The sequence below is a fragment of the Ignavibacteriales bacterium genome (assembly GCA_026390575.1).
Lineage (GTDB): Bacteria > Bacteroidota > Ignavibacteria > UBA10030 > UBA10030 > Fen-1298.
Genome location: JAPLFR010000006.1, coordinates 126,886 through 148,056 on the forward strand (window position 1 = coordinate 126,886; position 21,171 = coordinate 148,056).

The 21,171-nt window shown below is 43.1% G+C and carries 18 protein-coding genes; 13 read left to right on the forward strand and 5 right to left on the reverse strand.

Annotation, left to right across the window (positions count from 1 at the left end; all coding sequences use genetic code 11):
• Positions 1-64: 64 nt before the first annotated feature.
• Both NTX44_04300 and NTX44_04305 read left to right on the forward strand, forming a co-directional pair.
• Positions 65-487, forward strand: coding sequence for a DUF3788 family protein (locus NTX44_04300; GenBank protein ID MCX6120817.1), 423 nt, complete (start codon positions 65-67; stop codon positions 485-487).
• 249 nt (positions 488-736) lie between these two features.
• Entirely contained in the window at positions 737-1,942 is a 1,206-nt protein-coding gene (locus tag NTX44_04305; GenBank protein ID MCX6120818.1) for a hypothetical protein, read from the forward strand.
• A gap of 890 nt (positions 1,943-2,832) precedes the next feature.
• Here the strand turns inward: NTX44_04305 and NTX44_04310 are convergent.
• Both NTX44_04310 and NTX44_04315 read right to left on the reverse strand, forming a co-directional pair.
• Complete coding sequence (locus NTX44_04310) at positions 2,833-3,219, reverse strand: VOC family protein (GenBank protein ID MCX6120819.1); 387 nt, start codon at positions 3,217-3,219, stop codon at positions 2,833-2,835.
• Between the two features lie 349 nt (positions 3,220-3,568).
• Positions 3,569-4,183 carry a DUF1579 domain-containing protein gene (locus NTX44_04315; GenBank protein ID MCX6120820.1) on the reverse strand — a complete coding sequence of 205 codons (615 nt, stop codon included), beginning with the start codon at positions 4,181-4,183 and terminating at the stop codon, positions 3,569-3,571.
• 285 nt (positions 4,184-4,468) lie between these two features.
• Between NTX44_04315 and NTX44_04320 the strand changes: the two genes are divergently transcribed.
• The 8 genes from NTX44_04320 (at position 4,469) to NTX44_04355 (ending at position 14,068) form a co-directional block, all read left to right on the forward strand.
• On the forward strand, positions 4,469-5,482 hold the full coding sequence (locus NTX44_04320; protein ID MCX6120821.1) for a SpoIIE family protein phosphatase: 1,014 nt from the start codon (positions 4,469-4,471) through the stop codon (positions 5,480-5,482).
• 242 nt (positions 5,483-5,724) lie between these two features.
• Positions 5,725-6,237 (forward strand): DUF1569 domain-containing protein, encoded by a 513-nt coding sequence (locus tag NTX44_04325; protein MCX6120822.1) that lies wholly within the window; start codon positions 5,725-5,727, stop codon positions 6,235-6,237.
• Between the two features lie 296 nt (positions 6,238-6,533).
• Positions 6,534-9,173: a DUF5916 domain-containing protein gene (locus NTX44_04330; protein ID MCX6120823.1), complete on the forward strand. Its 2,640-nt coding sequence runs from the start codon at positions 6,534-6,536 to the stop codon at positions 9,171-9,173.
• Between the two features lie 421 nt (positions 9,174-9,594).
• Positions 9,595-10,587: an aldo/keto reductase gene (locus tag NTX44_04335; protein ID MCX6120824.1), complete on the forward strand. Its 993-nt coding sequence runs from the start codon at positions 9,595-9,597 to the stop codon at positions 10,585-10,587.
• Positions 10,588-11,017: 430 nt separating this feature from the next.
• Complete coding sequence (locus tag NTX44_04340) at positions 11,018-11,491, forward strand: hypothetical protein (protein MCX6120825.1); 474 nt, start codon at positions 11,018-11,020, stop codon at positions 11,489-11,491.
• Between the two features lie 579 nt (positions 11,492-12,070).
• Positions 12,071-12,541, forward strand: coding sequence for a dual specificity protein phosphatase (locus tag NTX44_04345; protein ID MCX6120826.1), 471 nt, complete (start codon positions 12,071-12,073; stop codon positions 12,539-12,541).
• Positions 12,526-13,443: a diacylglycerol kinase family lipid kinase gene (locus tag NTX44_04350; protein MCX6120827.1), complete on the forward strand. Its 918-nt coding sequence runs from the start codon at positions 12,526-12,528 to the stop codon at positions 13,441-13,443. Before NTX44_04345 ends, NTX44_04350 begins: the two co-directional genes overlap by 16 nt.
• Entirely contained in the window at positions 13,436-14,068 is a 633-nt protein-coding gene (locus NTX44_04355; GenBank protein ID MCX6120828.1) for a phosphatase PAP2 family protein, read from the forward strand. The genes NTX44_04350 and NTX44_04355 overlap by 8 nt, the downstream gene beginning before the upstream one ends.
• A gap of 237 nt (positions 14,069-14,305) precedes the next feature.
• On the opposite strand, the gene NTX44_04360 is transcribed toward NTX44_04355, so the two are convergent.
• From NTX44_04360 to NTX44_04370, 3 genes are all read right to left on the reverse strand, one after another.
• Positions 14,306-16,564: a heavy metal translocating P-type ATPase gene (locus tag NTX44_04360; protein ID MCX6120829.1), complete on the reverse strand. Its 2,259-nt coding sequence runs from the start codon at positions 16,562-16,564 to the stop codon at positions 14,306-14,308.
• Positions 16,561-16,767, reverse strand: a complete 207-nt coding sequence (locus NTX44_04365) for a cation transporter (GenBank protein MCX6120830.1) — start codon at positions 16,765-16,767, stop codon at positions 16,561-16,563. The genes NTX44_04360 and NTX44_04365 overlap by 4 nt, the downstream gene beginning before the upstream one ends.
• A gap of 65 nt (positions 16,768-16,832) precedes the next feature.
• Positions 16,833-17,594, reverse strand: coding sequence for an SDR family oxidoreductase (locus NTX44_04370; protein MCX6120831.1), 762 nt, complete (start codon positions 17,592-17,594; stop codon positions 16,833-16,835).
• Between the two features lie 118 nt (positions 17,595-17,712).
• Here NTX44_04370 and NTX44_04375 point away from each other — a divergent pair, with 118 nt between their 5' ends.
• The 3 genes from NTX44_04375 (at position 17,713) to feoB (ending at position 21,089) form a co-directional block, all read left to right on the forward strand.
• Positions 17,713-18,792, forward strand: coding sequence for a LuxR C-terminal-related transcriptional regulator (locus tag NTX44_04375; protein MCX6120832.1), 1,080 nt, complete (start codon positions 17,713-17,715; stop codon positions 18,790-18,792).
• 169 nt (positions 18,793-18,961) lie between these two features.
• Entirely contained in the window at positions 18,962-19,234 is a 273-nt protein-coding gene (locus NTX44_04380) for a FeoA family protein (protein ID MCX6120833.1), read from the forward strand.
• Entirely contained in the window at positions 19,227-21,089 is a 1,863-nt protein-coding gene (feoB, locus tag NTX44_04385; GenBank protein MCX6120834.1) for a ferrous iron transport protein B, read from the forward strand. Before NTX44_04380 ends, feoB begins: the two co-directional genes overlap by 8 nt.
• Positions 21,090-21,171 lie beyond the last annotated feature (82 nt).

Genomic DNA, 21,171 nt, shown 5'->3' on the forward strand with positions numbered 1-21,171 from the left:
GGAATTCGCTTCATCGCTGCCAAGCAATCACAGCTGTTGAGCATTTTGTTCAGGAGGAACGAACATGGATCAACCCGCACTTTCCGATAAAACGCAATTTCCCACGGAAGAAATAATCTTTTCGCATCTCGGAAAAACAAAAGACATTTGGATAACTTTTTTCGAATATCTTCAGATGGACCACCCTGACATAATTCCAGAGTGGCGGTATTACAACGACGGGAAAAGCTGGCTCATGAAGAATATGCTGAAGAAAAAGAATCTCTTCTGGTTATCTATTAGAGAAGGTACGTTCAGAACCACGTTTTACTTTACCGACAGAGCCGCAAAGGCAATTGTGGACAGTGCCATTCCCGCGGAAATGAAAAAGGAGTTCAAGGATGGAAAACATTATGGTAAAATCCGGGGATTGACGGTTGTATTTAAATTTAAAAAGGATATCGAGACTGCAAAAGCACTCTTAGAGATTAAATTGAGCGTGAAATAAAACAGCAAGAATCGGTTGGACGGCAGGAGAGCTATTTAAGAGAGGCGGATATATGTATCAGTACCTGGCGAAGGATGTTCAATGAATTATAGATTGGCTGTACAACAATTTTTTCAAAGCTTAATGATGCCACTACAAACAATAAACCAAACTAATTACAATACAATATCAACCCATCCGAAATTGGGCAGATATAATTAAGAGATATACACTATTCAAATAATTGTATGCCATATCACCTTTTAAACTATGAACCCCTATTATATCTTTAAAAAAGAACTAGAGGAATTAGAAACTTTTTACAAAACATCTGCTTTTTCTATCCAACAGATTCATGAAATATATAAACACGAAAAAAAGTTAAGAGGAATAGATATTGATCTAAAGCTTTTAGTCCCTGATAAACCTTCTTTCTTCAGGAAAAACAAACAATTCGTATTAAATCAACAATACTTTCTTAGAGAGCTAATATTAATTAGACTTATTTCTGCACTTGAAGTTTACCTTATTGACAATATTAAATTTATATCAGCTAATAATATTTTCATTTTTAAAACCAACGACATTATATCATTCACTACCGCTGAAATAATATCATATGATAGTATTACAGAAATCTTCGAAAAGTTAATAACAAGAGACTGCAGGAAGTTATCTAGTGATGGTTTTATTAAAATTATGACATACTATAACACAAAATTCAAACTAAATATATCGTCAATATTTCCTGGTGAAAAAACAATGAACGAATATCATGATAGGCGTCATTTGTTCGTTCATCGTCTTGGAAAAACAGACGAATATTATAGGCATAAATACAATGTAAAAAATGTAGGGTTATCTATTAATGAGTCTTATTTATTGAAAGCTTTTAAAGATATAAAATTATACGCTGAATCTATTGAAAAAGCGACAAAAACATTAATCGAAAATAAGCCCGATCCAAAAGGTTCAAAAAGTGAGACTTTAGTAGTTTTTAAGTTTAACTACAAAGAGGAATTACCTGAATTTCTAAATACAGAATTTCGCTTTTGGCATAACGATAAACTTGTATCAGCTAAAGACATTATAAAAAATATTTCTGTATTAGAGGATAATTATGTTGAAGTTGTTCTTTTTGGGTCGAGCCTAAAGGTTACGGCATTTTATAAAAATGCTAAAAGTTACGTGTCAGGTAAAAAGGGATATTCAGATTTTCAAACAATACAACAACTAGTCTATGGTACTCCGATACAATCAGAAAAAAGGAAACACAAAAAAAAGAGGCGGATTGCTGATGAGCAAACAATCGAGAAAGTTAAAAATTTACTGCCGGTACAACCTTGGAATAAGGGTGTGCATATAGAAGTCGCCGAAAAGCTAGGGATAAAAAAAAGTTTGGTACAAAGTGCAATATCAGAATTAATTAAAAGAGGTGTATTCAAACATCAAATCGATGGTAAAATAATTGAATAGAAATACAGGACACTGTACATGGCATCACAATTACCAAGTTATGAAGTAGATGTTCTCCCGAACAAAAAGATCGTGAGTGTCCCGAAGGGACGGCTTCGCCGCAACTAACCCCCAGCTTATTTTTTTTAAATCTTCCCTCAAATAAAATATTTCGATACTCTACAGCTTCACACTTTTTTAACCTCATTGAGTTCGTCACCACACTTTAAGATTTAAGAATGAAGATTTATGATTGAAGAATTAAGATTAAAGATGAGAGATTGTCCGGCATAAAAAACCTCGGGGAAAAAGAAAAATATTTTATCGCTCCCACGACAAACATCGTGTAGAGTCCTGCTCGCAGCAGGACGAAATGAAATCACACCAATCCTGTAAATGTCCGACAGAGTGTCGGACGCTACGTCGAATGTTACGAATGTTCACTCTGAGCTTTGCGAATTTACAAAACGTGAATTGATTTCTTGAATTGCGATAGAAAAGAATCAAACATCCTACAGCTTCACGCCTCTTAGCCTCAGCGAGTTCGTCACCGTCAAACAGCCTGCGGGTAAACTACTCGTAGCAGGACGAAATGAAATCGCGCCATTCCTGTAAATGTCCGACAGAGTGTCGGACGCTACATCGAATGCTACGAATGTTCACTGTGAACCTTGCGAATTTACAAAACGTGAATTGATTTCTTGAATTGTGATAGAAAAGAATCAAACATCCTACAGCTTCACTCCACATAACCTCACCGAGTTTGTCACCACACTTACGGAAATTTACACTATGATTCTGTAGAGTCCTGCTCGCAGCAGGACGAAATGAAATCGCGCCATTCCTGTAAATGTCCGACAGAGTGTCGGACGCTACATCATACCAAATATGAAGAAACCGTCAAAAACAGATCATTGGCCTGGAGGTGGCTGCCAGAGTTCAATACGATTACCTTCTGGATCCATCAACCAACCAAACTTTCCAAATTCTGATTCATCCACTTTGGAATCGACAGTGCATCCCTCAACCCGAAGAACTCGCAGAAGTTCGTCCAAGTTGTCGACACGATAGTTGATCATAAATGTCGATTGGCTGGGATCGAAATACTTCGTATCAGCTTTGAAGATATTCCATACAGTAGTACCGTTCCCCTCAGAATTCTTCTCGGAGCGCCACTTGAACGCAAATCCACCCCAAGCTTCAATTTCAATACCAAGATGCTGGCGATACCAAGCACGAAGTGAGTCCGGATTCTTTGCTTTGAAGAAAATTCCGCCGATGCCTGTGACTCGTTTCATAGTCATTCCTCCTTTGAGAATAGCGGCAGAATCAGAAATAATCTGCCCTGTACAAATATAGAAAAGGACACTGCTTAAGAATAATGATTTGATATAAGGTGATCGAAGTACCATTGCTATTATGTCCTTGTTGATTTGGATCCCAAGTTGTGAGGGAGATGTTCTCCCGAACAGCGAGGTCGTGAGTGCAACTCACTCCCAGCTTGATAGCGTGTGGCGACAGGAGTTGCCAGAATGTGTGAAAACAGTCATTCCGAACTTGTTTCGGAATCTCCCACCTTGAAATTCAATGGATTTCATAGATGCTGAAACAAGTTCAGCATGACAATCCTACACTTGCAATAAATTTCTATTTTTTCCTTGTATAAGTGATTTGGAAATTGGGTTGCGCTGCTGTTCCCATGTAAGATTCAAAGATATGTTTGTTCTTATCAATAATACGATAAATATATTTCACATCTTTATTCATATCTCCCGTCATCGGGTCATCCATTTTTCCCCAGAATGTAAGTGTCTTTCCCGCGTCATCCATCGTCCCTTCCATCGTGGAAATTGCTGTTCCCATATTGTCGATCCAGGTGCCGGTATATTTTTTCTTCATGTTGTCATACGCCGTATAGCCGGTACCGATGAAATGCTGCCCCATCATTTCTCCTTTAAATTCCTCTTTGAGATAACGTCCGCCGTACACCAACGAATACTGGGCAACTCCTTTTGAAATCGTAGGCGGGCTATTGGGGCCCTTATCCCAGGTTTTAGATTCGGCATTCCAGGAGCCGACGAATATCTCGAGTTTCTTATGCATATCCCCCGGAGTCATGGATGCTTTCCAATTTGCCATCATTTCTTCCCGGGACGGCATTTTTTTATCTCCACTCGAAGAGCCCTGGGAAAACGAGAAAGATGAGAGGAGCATCGTACACAGGATGATGAAAAGTCCGCGGCAAACCAAAGAGTGTTTCATATGTATCTCCTTATAATATAATATGATTTGAGTTGGTATAAAACCGAATGGTAAATGATTCCTGTTTTGTAATTTTACATAACAAGTGAAGGAACTTAAAAAGTTCCTTTCTGCCAGTTTTCACCATCGGTTGAGAATAAAATCCTGTCGCACCAGAAAAATTTAATCACCCTGCATCTTCATCCCTATTAACCTCAGCAAGTACGTCAATCCAGAAACAGAAATGCACAAGTAACTTTTAGGTTTTTTTTTCGTAAATACTCAAAGAACCTCCGGAGATCGATTATGGAAACCATCATACAACTTCTCAAAGAAAACATCCGTCAGCGGAAACAAAATATTACGGAATTCCTCAGGAACGCGGGAACTCAAACTGTTAGCATGCGTGTCGGGCCGAGCGGAGAGAAGGCAGCAGAAAAGCAGCTTCAGCAGCTCGATTCCTTTCTCAAAAAAGCCGACGATCAGACATTAGGACTTTGCGAAGTCTGTCATGACCTCGTCAACGAAAACCGGCTCGAAATGGATTATTCCTCCTGCGTCTGCCTTGAACATTTGAGCGGTGAGGAACGGACGCGTCTGGAAAACGATCTGGAACTTTCACAGAAAGTCCAGCAAGCACTTCTTCCCCACACCGTACCGGACATACGCGGTTTAGACGTTGCCGCATTTAGTCAGCCGGCACGCATTGTCGGAGGTGATTATTTCGATTTTCTCAGATTCAAAGACGGTTCACATGCTTTTGCTATTGCGGATGTCATGGGAAAAGGCATGCCGGCAAGCATGCTGATGGCAAACCTGCAGGCTTCACTCCGCATTCTCACTCCGGAAAGCGAATGCCCTGAGCAAGTTATCTCGCGGCTGAATGAATTGTTCGGCAGGAATATCCGATTGACAAAATTTGTGACCTTCTTCCTCGCACAGTTTGACGAAACTACGCGCACTCTGACGTACTGCAACGCCGGACATAATCCCCCGCTGCTGCACCGGCGGAATGGAAATATCGAACGGCTGCTTCCTACCGGTGCAGCTATTGGGTTAATTGAGCAATCGACATTTTCCCAAAACTCTCTCGTCCTTCTACCGGGCGATCGGCTCATGCTCTATACAGACGGCGTTGTGGAGTCCTTCAATGACAAGCAGGAAATGTACGGTGAAGAAACGCTGGAACAATTTCTTAAGAAAACTTCTCACATAAGCGGGTCACAGGTCATTGCCTCGCTCAGAGAGGCGCTGCACACATTTACGAAAACCAACGCTCCTGCCGATGATACGACAATCATCGTTATCACTGCACTGTAAGAGCTTCCTTGTCGATGAAGCTAATTCGTGATACGCTTTGTTAAAATGGGAATTGTAAATTATTTCATTTTTCGTCCCCCTCACATCGTTCCCAAACTCAGTTTGGGAACGTGCAAGATTGAAGCTCTGCTTCATAATAAATGTAGAATCTGAGTTTCCGTGACCAACGCTCCCAAGCGGAGCTTGGGAGCGAGAATAATGTTTATTGCATTCAGTTACACCAAAAAAGGATATTATACTGCATGACTGCAATTCCTTTTGATGTCAATAACGAAAAGCTTCGCGAGAAATTCTTTGATCAACTTTTCAACGAGTGTATTGCTTGTCTCGCTGAAAATACTCCGCCCCTCTGGGGCAAAATGACTCCGCAGAATATGGTTGAGCACCTCGTCTGGGCATTTGAATGCTCTACAGGTATCATCGAGCTTCCTTGTCGTACTCCGGAGATCCTGCTGGAGCGGGCAAAGAGATTCCTCCATGACAACAAGCAAACACCTCGTGAGTTTAAGAATCCCTTGCTCGGTGAGAATCCGCTCCCATTTCGATTCCCCACTTTCGCCGACGCGAAGAGTGCATTGCGCAAAGAGATCGCTCGCTTTGTCATTCATTTCCGGGAACAACCGGGTGCTATTCATGTTCACCCCGTATTTGGGCCGCTCAACGCGGAGGAATGGCAACGAGCTCAATTCAAACACTGCTATCACCACTTGCTGCAATTCGGTCTTATCATCCAATTGGAAACTGTTTTCTTATGAGCAGTTGAGTCCCCACCAAAAAGATGGCCAGCCGACTTATGTCTGGCGGGCGGGCAGGGACTCTACACCGAGCCACATTCCTACAGCTTCCTGGATGAGAAATTTTTATCGGACGACAACGAGAGATTTGTTTTGTGACTGATGTTGCAGGTTAGGGAGAATTTTGCTAATTAAAATAGACTCAGTCTCCAGAATTTGCAATTACTGTATTGATGTTTGGGAAGAGTCCTCCCTTCAATACAACAAAATCCGTTCTTCATAAAACTGTTGTCGGCACTTTTCAAGGATCATTAATAATGAATATTAAATTTGCCATTCCTTTTTCCTTCCTTTTATTATTCAACGACACTGTATTCTCGTTCAATCTGGGAAACACGGGTGATACAATACATACTCCTCTGAAAAAACCCTTACGAGTGTACAACGCGACACGTTTAACTACGGAAAAACCTGCGATAGACGGTGTGCTGGATGACGCCTGCTGGAAAACGGGAGAATGGGCCGGCGACTTTACGCAATGGGTACCTCGAGAAGGCGCAAAACCCTCGCAGCCTACACAAATAAAAATTCTCTACGATGACAAAAATATTTATGTTGCCATTCGAGCGTTTGACAGTGAACCTGATAAGATTATCCGCAAAGCCGGAAGACGTGATGAATTAAATGGTGATATCGTAGGTATTAATTTCGACAGTTATCATGATCATCGTACCGGATTTGAATTTGATGTTACTTCCGCCGGCCAAAAAATTGATCTTATGTTAACAAACCCATCGAATGCAGATTACAACTGGAACGCAGTGTGGTATGTGAAAACCGGTATGGAAGATTCTGCCTGGACAGCTGAATATGAAATTCCGTTAAGCCAATTGCGTTACAGCAGCGACAGCGAACAGGTCTGGGGAATGCATTGCTGGCGATGGATAGACCGTTTGCAGGAAGAAAGCGATTGGGAAGTTCAATCATCGACTGGTCCGGGCATGCTGTATCAGTTTGGTGAATTACATGGAATTAAGGAGCTGCCGCAATCGCGGCGCATCGAAATAATGCCTTACGCACTTGGAAAACTCAAGACGTTTAAAAGTGAACCGGGAAATCCATTTGCAGATAAAGGAAGATCGTTATTTCGAAATCTCGGGCTTGATGCGAAAATAGGGTTATCAAGCAATTTCACCGCCGATCTTACAATAAACCCGGATTTTGGTCAAGTGGAATCCGATCCATCTGTTATGAACTTAACGGCGTTTGAAACTTTTTACGAAGAAAAGCGGCCGTTCTTCCTTGAAGGAAAAAATATTTTTAGTTTCGATGTTGATGATGCAAGCATTTTTTACAGCCGCCGGATAGGACATTCGCCGAACTACACACCTACATTAGGATCAAATGAGTTCCTGGATTTTCCGGATAATACCACAATACTCAGTGCGGCAAAAGTAAGCGGAAAAACCTCAGACGGGCTCGCCGTCGGCATTTTACAAAGCTTAACGGCCAATGAACAGGCAAAAATAAACTCATCCGGTGAAGACAGGAATGTAGGCGTTGAACCACTGACAAATTATTTAATTGCACGTGTCCAGAAAGATTTTAGTGAAGGAAACACGATGCTCGGTGGAATATTGACTTCTACTAATCGCTTCATAAAAGATTCTCATCTCGAATTCATGAATCATAATGCTTACACCGGCGGTATTGATTTGCTTCATTATTGGAACGATAAAGAATTCTTTATCGATGCGAAGCTTGTGGGCAGTACAATTAATGGAAGTACCGAAAGTATACGGATACTGCAAAATTCATCAGCCCGGTATTACCAGCGTCCGGATGTTGATCATTTCAATTTCGATAGCACACGCACAGAGCTTTCAGGGTACGGCGGAAGAATCAGAATAGGAAAAGGAAGCATAGGTCTGTGGCGTTACTCAACCGGAATCCATTGGCGGTCACCTGGTCTTGATTTAAATGATATGGGTTATATGCAAACAACCGATATTGTTGAACAGGAAAACGCCATATCATATTTCGTTAATCAACCTGTATCGATTTTCAGAACGTACTCTATCGGCCTGGAACAATTCAACAACTGGGATTATGGAATGAATCATTTATACTCTGGCGGCAAATTAAGCATCTATCTTGAATTCCTTAACAACTGGGCAATTTCAACATCGGCAAATTTTACAGGACAGGCTTTAGATACACATATCCTGCGCGGCGGCAGCGCCATGCTGGTACCTGCAATTTGGTCTCATAGTTTTTATGTCAGGACAGATCCGTCGGAAAAAATATTTTTTGATTTCACCACCAACGCTTCCCTGTCAAACAATAAAAGTTCACAATATATTTTGATACAACCTGGAATATCTGTAATGCCAATTAACACACTGAAAATAACAATGAGTGTAAACTATTCAGACAATCTCAATAATTTGCAATATATCGACACAAAATCTGTCAATGGTGATAAAAAGTATATCCTTGGAAAAATCAAACAGCAAACTATAGGTGCGACTTTCAGAATTGATTACAACATTACTACAGAGTTATCAATTCAATATTACGGAAGCCCGTTCGCTACTGTGGGGAAATACTCTGATTTTAAATCCGTTACAAATCCAAAGGCAGCTGAATACAACGACAGGTATTCGATTCTCAATCCAGTATTCAATGGCAACAATTACGAAATTTCAGAAAACAACATTGCACAAGTTAATTACTCTTTTGGCAATCCCGATTTCAATTTTTCCCAGTTGCGGTCCAATCTGGTATTGAGATGGGAATACCGTCCCGGCTCACAAATATACTTCGTATGGTCGCAGGATAGAACAAATTATATTATGCCAGGGAATACTTCAGTATATAATGCTGTGGGTGACTTAGGCAATGTATATCCCAATAATATTTTTCTCATAAAAATCAATTATTGGTTTTCAATTTAAAGAAGTATAAGCAATGCTGTACTGTTTTTTGGAAAAGAAGATAGGGACTCTTCCAAACTTTCAGGCGGGCGAAAGAAATCGACGCTCACGAAACTCAAAGCCATTGCTCCGGTAGAGTCCCCGCCACACAACTGGCGGGCAAGCTGCTCAGCCGGAGGCATAAAACAAAATCACACGAAGTGTGATACAATATTGTTGTGACAGTCTAATAAATGTCCGACTGCGAGTCGGACGCTACGGCAATGCCTTCATCTGCCTATACCAGCAAATGTCAAACAATCCAACCTTGACTTTGACACTTAGAAATTTAATATTACCAACGGTGTTAATTTGCTTATAATACCACATAACGACGACGCTGCATGCGTTGGGTGATTCGATATGAAGAAATTATTGGAACACAAAAACTAAGGATAAAAGTATGTCAAAGATTAATGTGCGTCAATTGGGAAGGTCAGGCATCATCGTCAGCCCAATGGGACTTGGTTGTTGGGCTATTGGCGGTCCATTCTGGTTGGATGAAACACCTCTTGGCTGGGGCGAAGTGGATGACGCGGAGTCAATCCGTGCAATTCATACCGCTCTGGATGCGGGCATAACTCTCTTCGATACCGCGAACGTCTATGGAGCCGGACACAGTGAACAGGTTTTGGCGCGTGCACTTGCCGGAAATCGTTCGCGTGTTGTCATTGCAACAAAGTTCAACTCTGTTTTCAACGAAACCACTCGTCAGGTAACAGGAAGCGATTCATCCCCCGCCGGTATCTGCACCGCATGCAACGAATCTTTGCGACGTCTGAACACAGACTACATCGATCTGTATCAGTTTCATGATAACGGCTTTCCAGCCGAGAAGGCAGAACCAGTACGTGAGACGCTCGAAGCACTGGTGATGGAGGGAAAAATCCGCGCATATGGTTGGAGCACTGACTTTCTCAAGAGTGCAGAAGTATTTGCGCAAGGGCCAAAATGTGCGGCCATTCAATTGCAGCTGAATGTTCTGGATGTAAACCCGGCGGTTATTGCTCTGTGTGAAAAATATAATTTAGCGGCTCTGAATCGCGGCCCGCTGGCAATGGGACTCTTAACCGATAAATATACGATAGAAACAAAACCTTCTATCGATGATGTGCGTGGAATAAAAAGTCCGGAGTGGATGAAATATTTTAAAGATGGAAAGCCAAACCCTGAATGGGTGAGAAAACGAAATACTATTCGCGAAATACTGACGAGTGAAGGACGCACGGTAGCACAGGGTGCTCTAGCTTGGCTTTGGGCATTCAGTGAAAAGACCCTCCCGATACCGGGTTTTCGAACAGTTGCACAAGTAAAAGAAAATGTCGGAGCTATGCAGTTCGGTCCGCTTACTAAGAAACAAATGAGCGAGATTGATATGCTGCTTGAGAGAACATAACAATCTAAAGAAATTCTAGATTCTCACTCCTCTTAACCTCAGCGAGTTCGTCACCACAGTTACGGAACTCAACGCTATTGCTTGGTAGAGTCCCCGCCTAGCAACTGGCGGGTAAACTGCTCGCAGCAGGACGAAATGAAATCACGCTAATCCTGTAAATGTCTGACAACGTGTCCGCCACAAGATGAATCACGGCGGATAAATCGGACGCTACGATTGCATTCCGCTCACAAAAGGCTTAATCCCATTATCATCCCTTTGCTCTATTACACTTTGTAAATTTCTTTGGTACCCTTTATGAGGAATAATAGCCATCGGACAATGATCCGGCATTATCCCGTCATTCCGGTCGTCTCTTCCAATCCGAATAAGAGTTGAAAGGTTCGCGGAATGGCATACGTTCACTAATCGCCATGAAAGGACGATCACTATGAAACAATCGAAGCTCATGTTCCTGCTTTGTGCTCTGGTCTTCGCTGGCATAGCAGTTTCCTCCCTCAACTGCATGTTCCCTAGTACTATGAGTGGAAGAGTCGGTGTGAATATCTACGATCAGCCTGTTTGGGGACCTGAAGGGTATGACTACGCTGAATACTATTACATTCCTGAAATAGACTCCTATTACTCTGTCTCCGAACATCAATATATCTATAGAGACGGATCAACATGGAGACACAGCGCAATGCTGCCTAATACGTACAGCGGATATGATCCATACCATTCATATAAAGTTGTCATCAATGGAAGTGCTCCGTATGAGAACCACGAGATCCATCAGGCCAAATATGGGACGTACAGAGGTAATAGGAATCAGCCGGTAATTCGAGACAGCAAAGATCCCAAATACTGGGAAATCAAAGATCATCCCCAGCACGATAACTGGGTAAAACAACAACAGCATTGACCCTCATTCGAGTGAGTGTGCAAGCATGGATCTATGAAGGTTCGGTCGGTCCATAGCAATAATTGAGATCGGCAGACTCTGCAAAGACACATTCCTGCAAAAGAATAGAAGAAAGCGGCAGATAAAAAAGAATCTGCTGCTTAGCACATTTCGGCCGCCTGAAGGTGATGTACTGTTGTCATGGTTTTCATCGAACTCCCGCTAGTGGAACTCCGATGGAGTTCTGAATTAATTTTTTACAGAATTATAAACGTATAATCCCTGCCTGCGACAGGCAGGCCTACGGGATTGGTAGGAAACATGGGTTTTCGGAAAAACTCCGAAGGAGTCTCAAGTTTGTAATTAAAGTCAAAATAAATGTGGAACTCCTCTGGAGTTCTAAATTCTTTTTATTACTAAAATCTATAAACATTTAATCCCTAACGGGATTATTTAGATGAATTGTATCATTGGATAGACTCCGAAGGAGTCTCACGCTTGTAACAAGAATCAAGGCAGGGAAGGAAAACTCCGCATGGAGTTCAACGTTCATGACCGAAACCATGTCTCTATGAAAAAGTGCGCTAGGTAGCTACCAAAATGATAGATATATCCAAAGTGACCGATTATTTATTCGTGGGCTCGAAAGTCGGGAAAGAACATGCCGATGAACTGAAGGTGCTCAATTTTAATCTGATTATTTCCATGATCGGACAAATGCCGCCCGACGAAATCTATACTCTTCCTCCCTTTAAAACCCTATGGATCAAAACGTACGATACATTTTTTACACCCATCACAATCAAGAAATTGCTGGCGGGGGTTGAGGCAGCCATGCCTATTATTCAAAACAAAGGAAAGGTTTTAGTTTTTTGCATGCAAGGCAAACGTCGAAGCGTTGCTATGGCCGCCGCCATTCTTATCAGTATGGGACATACCGGCGAACAGGCCATCGACTTATTGACCACTGCCCGCACGGTAGCTGATCCAAGAAGGTGGTATATCCATAGACAAATCAAAGCGTTTGAAAAATATTGGCGGAAAAAAGAATTGTCATGGAAAAAAAAATAAAAAATATCCACATCATTATTAATCCCGCCGCCGGAGAAGAAGAAGCTATCCTGCCTTTTATCAATGCTTCCATGAAAGAAGCCGGCATTACGTGGGAAGCATTCATTACCCACGAGGCAGGCGATGGGATTAAGTTTGCAAAGGCTGCCGTCAAAGAAGGAGTCGATGCTCTCGCTGTGTACGGCGGAGACGGCACACTCATGGAAGCAATCAGCGGCCTGATTGGATCGGAAATTCCTTTGATTATTCTGCCCGGTGGGTCCGCAAATGTCACCGCCACAGGACTTGGCATACCCAAAGATTTTAAAGAAGTCTGCACGCTCCTCGGCCACGGCCATTTAGAGATAAAAACCATTGATGTGGGACAGTTCGATACGCGTTATTTTCTTACAGCGATAAGCCTTGGTTTTGGAGCGGATTTGGTTAAGGGTGCGGATCGTAAGTCTAAAAATAAGTTTGGCATACTCGCCTATTTTCTATCGGCGGTCGCGGCATTAAAGATAACTAAAAAAGTCGTCTACCATCTGAAAATCGATGGACAAGAATATAAACTTAAAGGTTTCACCTGTATTATTGCGAATGTAGGGAATCTCGGGTTTACTAAAATCTCTTTGGATAAGCATATAGATATCAGCGATGGATTCCTGGATGTTGTTGTCTTGCGAAAAGTGAATTTTAGTCTGTTGAAGCATATAGTAGTCACTTTACTGAAACGGGAACGTCCGCACAATTTGAAATTAGTGAAACATTGGCATGGCAAAGAGATCGGTGTTTCCTCGACCCCCCAGCAAACCATTCAATGTGACGGCGAGGTAATAGAAAAAATGCCTCTGCATATCAAGATCATTCCGGGAGCGATTAAGGTTTTGGTTCCCAAAGAAAAGAGCAACGTCATTGAATAAACGTCTGTTGGTTTTTTATGCCTTAGTGGTAGTGAGCATTATTGGATTGATTATTTTTGTAGAGAATCATCCAATATCCCACTTTGACCTCCATATGACCCAAGAAATTCAGGAACAAAGGGCATGGGATATTACACTTCCGATGAAATTCGTCAGTGTTTTTGGCGATGCTGTCGTTGCGCCTGTTTCGATCGTCATTGCTTCATTTTTTTTCTTTCTCGCTTATCGCCGGCGGGAGGCGTACTTTACTCTCGCGGTCATTCTCCCCGATCTCTTCAATATGTTGATCAAGATATTCATCCATCGCCCCCGGCCAACATTAGAAAACGCTAAAATATTCTTAAGTTTCAACCAATCGAGTTTCCCCAGCGGGCATGTTGTTCATTATGTCGTATTTTTTGGTTTTCTCTTAACGGTGATGATCGTGGACAAAAATATTTCTTTATTTTGGAAAATTTTTATCGGCTTTCTTTCTGCCTTCCTCATCATCACCGTCTCAATCTCCCGGATTTATCTTGGCGCCCATTGGGCCACGGATGTGATAGGGGGATATTTATTCGGCTTTGTTTACCTCGGAATCATCCTTAAATATTATTTTAAATATTCCATGTTTAAACGTCCTTAAGGAACATAATTTTCGATATCTAGACAATATCCAGGGATTCAATACTCACAAAAATAATCTGACCAACGGACAGTTTCACTCTTCGTAGCCTCAGCGAGTTTGTCACTACACTTAGGGAGCTCAAAACCGTGGTTCTGTAGAGTCCCCGCCAAAAAGATGGCCAGCCCGACTTATGTCTGGCGGGCGGGCAGGCTGCTCGTAGCAGGACGAATGCAGAAAATAAAAGATTAGATCAATCTACAGCCTCACCCCTCGTAACCTCAGCGAGTTTGTCACTACACTTACGGAACTCAATGCCATTGCTCCGGCGGCAAACATTGGATTGAGCAAACCCATCGCCGCCAAAGGAATTCCGATACTATTATAGATAAATGCCCAGAACAGATTCTGCTTGATCGTGCGCATGGTCTGCCGGGAAAGACGAATCGCGCGAAGAACTCCTCTTAGATCGGATTTCATCAGCGTGATATCCGCCGTTTCCATTGCGATATCCGTGCCGGTACCTACGGCAATGCCTACATCCGCCTGCGCCAGTGACGGCGCATCGTTCATGCCGTCGCCGACCATTGCAACGATTTTCCCTTTCGATTGAAGTTCTTGTATCTTCGCAGCTTTTTCCTGCGGTAAAACTTCGGCAAATACTTTCTCGATACCGGCTTGTGCAGCAATCGCATGCGCTGTGCGGGAGTTGTCGCCCGTGAGCAGTACGAGTTCGAATCCCATTTCTTTCAATTCCGCCGCAGTTTGGTTCGATGCCGGACGAAGTGTATCTGCAACGGCGATAATGCCAGCGAGTTTTCCATCGGCTGCAACTAAAATTAACGTCTTGCCCTGCTCTGAGAATCGGAGGATTGCGCCTGATGCAAGCGCAGTATCTATCGATGCATCCTGCAGCATCTTCTCGCTGCCGACAGACGCTTTCCGTCCGTTCACAGTTCCCTTTACACCGAATCCGGTGTGAGACTGAAACGAATCTACTTCGTCCAAAATTAGAGAACGTTTTGCTGCTTCTCGTACAACAGCCTCACCCAGCGGGTGTTCAGACTTCTTTTCCAGCGAAGCCGCCAAACGAAGGACTGTCTCTTCATCGTTACCATTGTAGCTCTCAATATCTGTCACAGATGGCGTACCCGAAGTTATTGTGCCGGTTTTATCAAACACAATCGTATTTATTTTATGCGCCCGCTCGAGACTTTCTGCGTTTTTTATCAGCACACCGAGGGATGCTCCTCTGCCGGTACCAACCATAATCGCCGTTGGTGTCGCAAGTCCGAGTGCGCACGGACAAGCAATGACGAGAACAGCAATTGCATTCATCAGAGCGGCAGCAAAACCAGCGCTAAGTACGAAATACCAAATACCAAATGCCGCAAGAGCAATCACCATCACAACCGGCACAAAGATCGATGCAATTTTATCAGCAAGATGCTGGATGGGAGCTTTGGACCCTTGCGCTTCTTCGACTAGTTTCGCAATGTGCGCAACAACCGTATCCGCACCGACAGCAGAGGCGCGGAATTCAAAACTTCCATTTCGGTTTATCGTACCGCCGATAACTTTATCGCCGATAGTCTTTTCAACGGGAATGCTTTCTCCGCTTACCATAGACTCATCGACGGAGGAATTTCCCTTGAGGATTACGCCATCCACCGGAATACGCTCACCAGGGCGTACTATTATTATATCGCCGACAATGACATCAGCAATTGGAATTTCAATTTCTTTTTTGTCTTTAATGATCCGAGCGGTTTTTGGCTGAAGTCCCAATAATAATTTTATGGAATCGGACGCTTTATGTTTTGCACGAGCTTCGAGCATCCTCCCCATCAAAATGAGCGTAATAATAACGGCCGCAGAATCAAAATAAACATCATAGAGATTCGTGCCGACTGGAAACCATTGCGGAAAAAGGACGACAGCGGCGCTGTAAAAAAACGCCGCTCCTGTTCCAACCGCAACTAGTGTATTCATATCCGCTGCAAAATGCTGAGCTAATTTCCAAGCCGGTTTAAAAAAACGTTTACCCGATACAATCATTACTGGCGTCGTGAGAACAAGCAGCAATTTGTTGACCTCATCCATCGACAAAGGAATGTGGAACATAAACCAGGCGGTCATGCTCAACATATTGATCAGCATGATCGGAATGGCAAGTATGAGACTGAAGAGAAATTCGCGCTTGAGTTGGTGGTAGGATTTTTCCTGATGAGAAACTCCGGAAAATTGCCGCTGGTCAAAGCTATGAGAAATTTCGGGAGTTTTCTCAGGTATATCTAATTTGTATCCCGCGCCTTCAACTGCTTTTGCTAATACGTCGAGAGACGTCTTTGCCGGATCATAAGAAAGTGCCACTGCTTCCGTTGCAAGATTGACATTGGCGATTTCGACGCCGTCTACCTTCTTTAATGTTTTCTCAACCCGGGCTACACAGCTGGCGCACGTCATCCCTTCCACTGGCAATATCAGTGTTTCTATATGACGAAGAGGTTCAGTCACTGTATTGAAACAACTTTGTATCCGGCCTCTTCTACCTTGTCGGTGAGAACTTTGGCGACTTTTTCATCTTCATACCAAACGCGTGCTTTGCCGATCTGCACGTCTTCAACTTCCAATCCATCAATTGCATCGAGCGCTTGTTTTACGTGCATGACACAATGACCGCAGCTCATACCTTGTATTGTCAACTCGTGGGATTTCATTTACTTTTCCTTTCATATGTCAATGTTAGAGAGTCGGGAGAATATCTCACTCATTTATGAGATGCTCAATTCGACATAACGGCTCCGCCGTTAACGCTAACTATAGAACCGACAAGATGATTTGAGAGTTCCGACGCGAGGAAAAGAACAGATCCGGCAATCTCTTCTGCCGTTGCCACGTGACCGCGCGGAATGATTCTCCGTATTTCTTCGCCGATATTCGGATCGCGCAATTCTCTTGCTGTCATATCGGTCGCGACCCATCCCGGAGAAACACAATTCACGATAACATTATGAGGCGCTAATTCCACTGCAATAGATTTTGTGAAAGCAATCATTCCGCCTTTTGATGCTGCATAATGAGAATGGAACGCCTCGCCGCGCTGGCCTGCCGTGCTTGCAATGTTGATAATTTTCCCGCTTCCCTGTTTCTTCATCACAGGCACCACTTCGTTGGCGAATAAGAACATCCCCTTTAAATTGATGTCGAGCATTTCATCCCACTGCTGCTCGGTCATCTTGCCTATGGCGCCGTATTTCCAGATGCCGGCATTGTTCACTAGAATATCAATGCGTCCAAACTCACGCACAGTTTTCCGTACCGCATTGTGCACTTGTGTCTTACTACTGACGGACGTCTTCAGCACCAAGCATCTTCGTCCAAATTTCTTCACAGCTGTTTCTACTTGCTTAGCACTTTTCTTGTCGGCGATATATGTGAACGCAATATCTGCCCCGGCATCCGCACACACTTTGACAATTGCCGCACCGATGCCACGTGAACCGCCGCTCACAAGTACAACTTTTCGCATCAAGTCAATTTTCATGCAACCAAATTCCTTCGTATAATGTTTATGATTACAAAATATGGATAAAAGATAAGCGAACTTAATATCGTTTCCAATAGTACACTAAACATAAGAATATCCGAAAGCACTCTTTAAGATGAAGCTTCTCACTGCAAATATGAAAATGGCGGACGTGGTCCACAGCAATTATCTATTGATGCCTGTTATAGGCCGTTTTGGTATTCCATTTGGGTTTGGTGAAAAGACGGTTTATGAAGTGTGTAAAAAATGCCGTGTTGATATCGAATTCTTTCTCGCCATTATTAATGCTTTCAGTCATGAAGAATACTTCCCAGAAAGAAAACTTCAAACATTCAATGTTCTGATGATTATCAATTATCTCGAAAAGGCACATTCATACTATATAAAGACACAAGTACCTCTCATCGAGAAACTCATCAATGATCTCATCCGTCATCGTCCTGCGGACAAAAAGAATTTAGGCTTAATAAAAAAGTTTTTTATAGAATATAGACGGGAACTTCTGGTTCATCTAAAACGCGAAGAACGAGTCACCTTCCCTTACATCAAAAAGGTGTATAAGATGTATCAAGCACCGCGTGTCTCAAACAAGGAGAAACGAACTCTCACACAATATTCGATGCATGTGTACGAAGAAGAACACAGCGATGTAGACGAAAAATTATTCGATCTGAAAAACATCCTTATTAAGTACGTGCGCGGTGATTCTATGCAGGCATTATACCATGAAGTGATCTTTGAGTTGTTTCGTCTAGAAAAAGATATTCAAGATCATACTCGCATCGAAAATAAAATTCTTTTACCGCTGGTAGCAGATATGGAGGATGAATTGTTCTATCCAAAAGAACATTCGCGCAGAACGGCTGGAAGCAGTATGCTGCAAGCATCGTCTCAAATACCGATACAAGATTCCGGTTCTTCACCCTTCACTAAACACACATTTGAATTGTCGCCATTGAGCAGTAAACACGGTATTCAGAAATTGGAAGGACTTTCTTCCCGAGAGATTGAAGTGCTTCAACTTGTCGCTTGCGGATTTTTAAACAAAGAGATCGCCGATCAGCTTTCCATTTCTCTCCATACCGTCATCTCGCATAGAAAAAACATTACACGCAAGCTTCAAATTAAAACCGTCGCCGGTCTAACAATCTACGCCCTACTCAACGGCCTTATCTCGTCTAAGAACATCAATTAGTTTTACACTCTCTTTTAAAGTAGAATCCCAACAAATTTTGTTTTTTAGGCATGTTGAGAAGCCTGACACTGGCATCCCCATAAATGGGGATTGTTTAGCAGATGTAAGATGTATATTTTAAATTTATGAAATACTCCGCACATTTATTAAAGATTGGTTTGAGATCACTATGAAAATGAAAATACCGCTTCACACCATTCCCAAAGGCAGCCGCGTGTTGATCGTGGAAGTGCCGGAAGGAAAAGGAAAAAGCCAACTTATCCGGCTGGGAATTTTAAAAGGTGAATTTATCCGATGTCTCGAACGATTGCCGGGTGGAACGATGGTGATCGAAAAAAACCGGCGGGAAGTTGCCATTGGGATGACATTGGCAAAAACGATCTTTGTTGCATACGCAGCTCATGAAGGCATTGAAGGGACAGCGAAGAAGAACCATGCCTGAGCACATAGATCATCACAAACATCCTGCTGCCGTTCCTCTCGTTGCTGAAACGCCGCACCTGAAAGTTGCGCTGGTTGGAAATCCGAACGTTGGCAAATCTGTCATTTTCAATTTTCTTTCGGGACTGTATGTCGATGTCTCGAATTATCCCGGTACGACAGTTGAGTTTTCCAAAGGACAATTTGGCAAGTACGATATTTACGATACACCGGGTGTGTACGGAATTTCAGCATTCAGCGCGGAAGAAAATGTCACACGGGATGTTGTCCTTGAGGCAGACGCGGTTCTTAATGTTGTAGATTCTGTGCATATCGAGCGCGATCTCTTCCTCACGCAGCAACTGATTGACATGGGCAAGCGTGTGTCCGTCATTTTAAACTTTAACGATGAACTGGAAAGGCAAGGCATCGTCATTGACACAGCACAATTATCTTTATCGCTTGGTGTGCCTGTATTTCAGACATCCGCTGTGCGCAAAACCGGATTCGACAGGTTAGAAACTGCAATTGTTGAAGCACGTCGCGGCAGAATCGATCCGGCGCTTCATACAAAGCTGCACGCGATGCTGATAGAAGTCGGCTCGGAAGCAGAAGCCCTGCTTATCCTCGAAGGCGACGAATCCATCGCACACACGCATGGAGTACCTACAGGAAACGAGAGAGAAGATTTGTACATCGAGCGGCGCAATCGGGTCAATCTCATTGTAAGCTCTGTGTTTTCAGAAACAAAAACGCGCGCGCTTATTTCCACGCTGCTTGGCCGCTGGGCAGTGAATATCTGGACAGGTATTCCGATGCTGCTCGTGGCGCTCTACATTATTTATCTTTTTGTGGGAAAACTTGTCGCCGTCGATCTCGTCAACATCACAGAAAAACATCTTGGCAATGAAATTTGGGAGCCATGGATCCGCAGTGTTATATCGCATTTCATTCCACTGACCTCGTGGCTTGGCACATTACTCGTGGGTGAGTTCGGTGTCATTTCAATGACAGTGACATATCTTTTGTTCCTCCTTCTTCCTCTCGTTGTCGCGTTCTATCTTGCACTTTCGATTATGGAAGACAGTGGCTATCTACCGCGCTTAGCGACGCTGGTGGACAGAAGTCTCAATGCAATCGGTCTGAATGGAAGCGCAATCATTCCAATTATTCTCGGCTTCGGTTGTGTCACGATGGCTACCATCACGACGCGCTTGCTTGGCAGTGAACGGGAGAAAACTATTGCGACAACGATTCTGCAATTTGCAATTCCGTGCTCAGCTCAGATTGCAGTTGTTGCAGCGTTATTAGCAGGAGCTGGATTTGGTGCGATGATTATTTATTCCGTAACCATTCTAGCTGTGTTCGTTGCAATTGGTACCATTTTACATCATACGCTGCCGGGAGAATCAAGTCCACTGCTCATTGATCTTCCTCCGATGCGAATACCGAGACTTGATAATATCGTTCGGAAAACAACCTTTCGTTCATACGGATTTATGAAAGAAGCAACGCCATGGTTCTTTGCCGGCGCACTTGTCGTCGGCATTATGCAGGTAACCGGATTGCTCGTTGTCTGGCAAAACTTGCTAGCGCCGCTTGTGACCGGATGGCTTCAGCTTCCGCGCGAAGCAGCAACTGCTTTTGTCATGGGATTAGTCCGGCGCGATTTTGGCGCTGCAGGTTTATACGCTTTGGCCCTGACGCCGCATCAAGTGGTCGTTGCGCTCGTCACGATTACACTTTTCGTTCCTTGCGTTGCATCGTTGATGGTAATGCTGAAAGAGCGCGGCGTGAAAGAGGCACTCATTATTTGGTTCAGTACGTGGGTTGGTGCATTCGTCATTGGCGGGATTGTTTCACAAATACTCATATAGTGAAATCGCACACACCCATATTCAAATGACAAACAAATCATAACTATCGAAATCCAAATCATTTTCATAATTGAATTTGTGT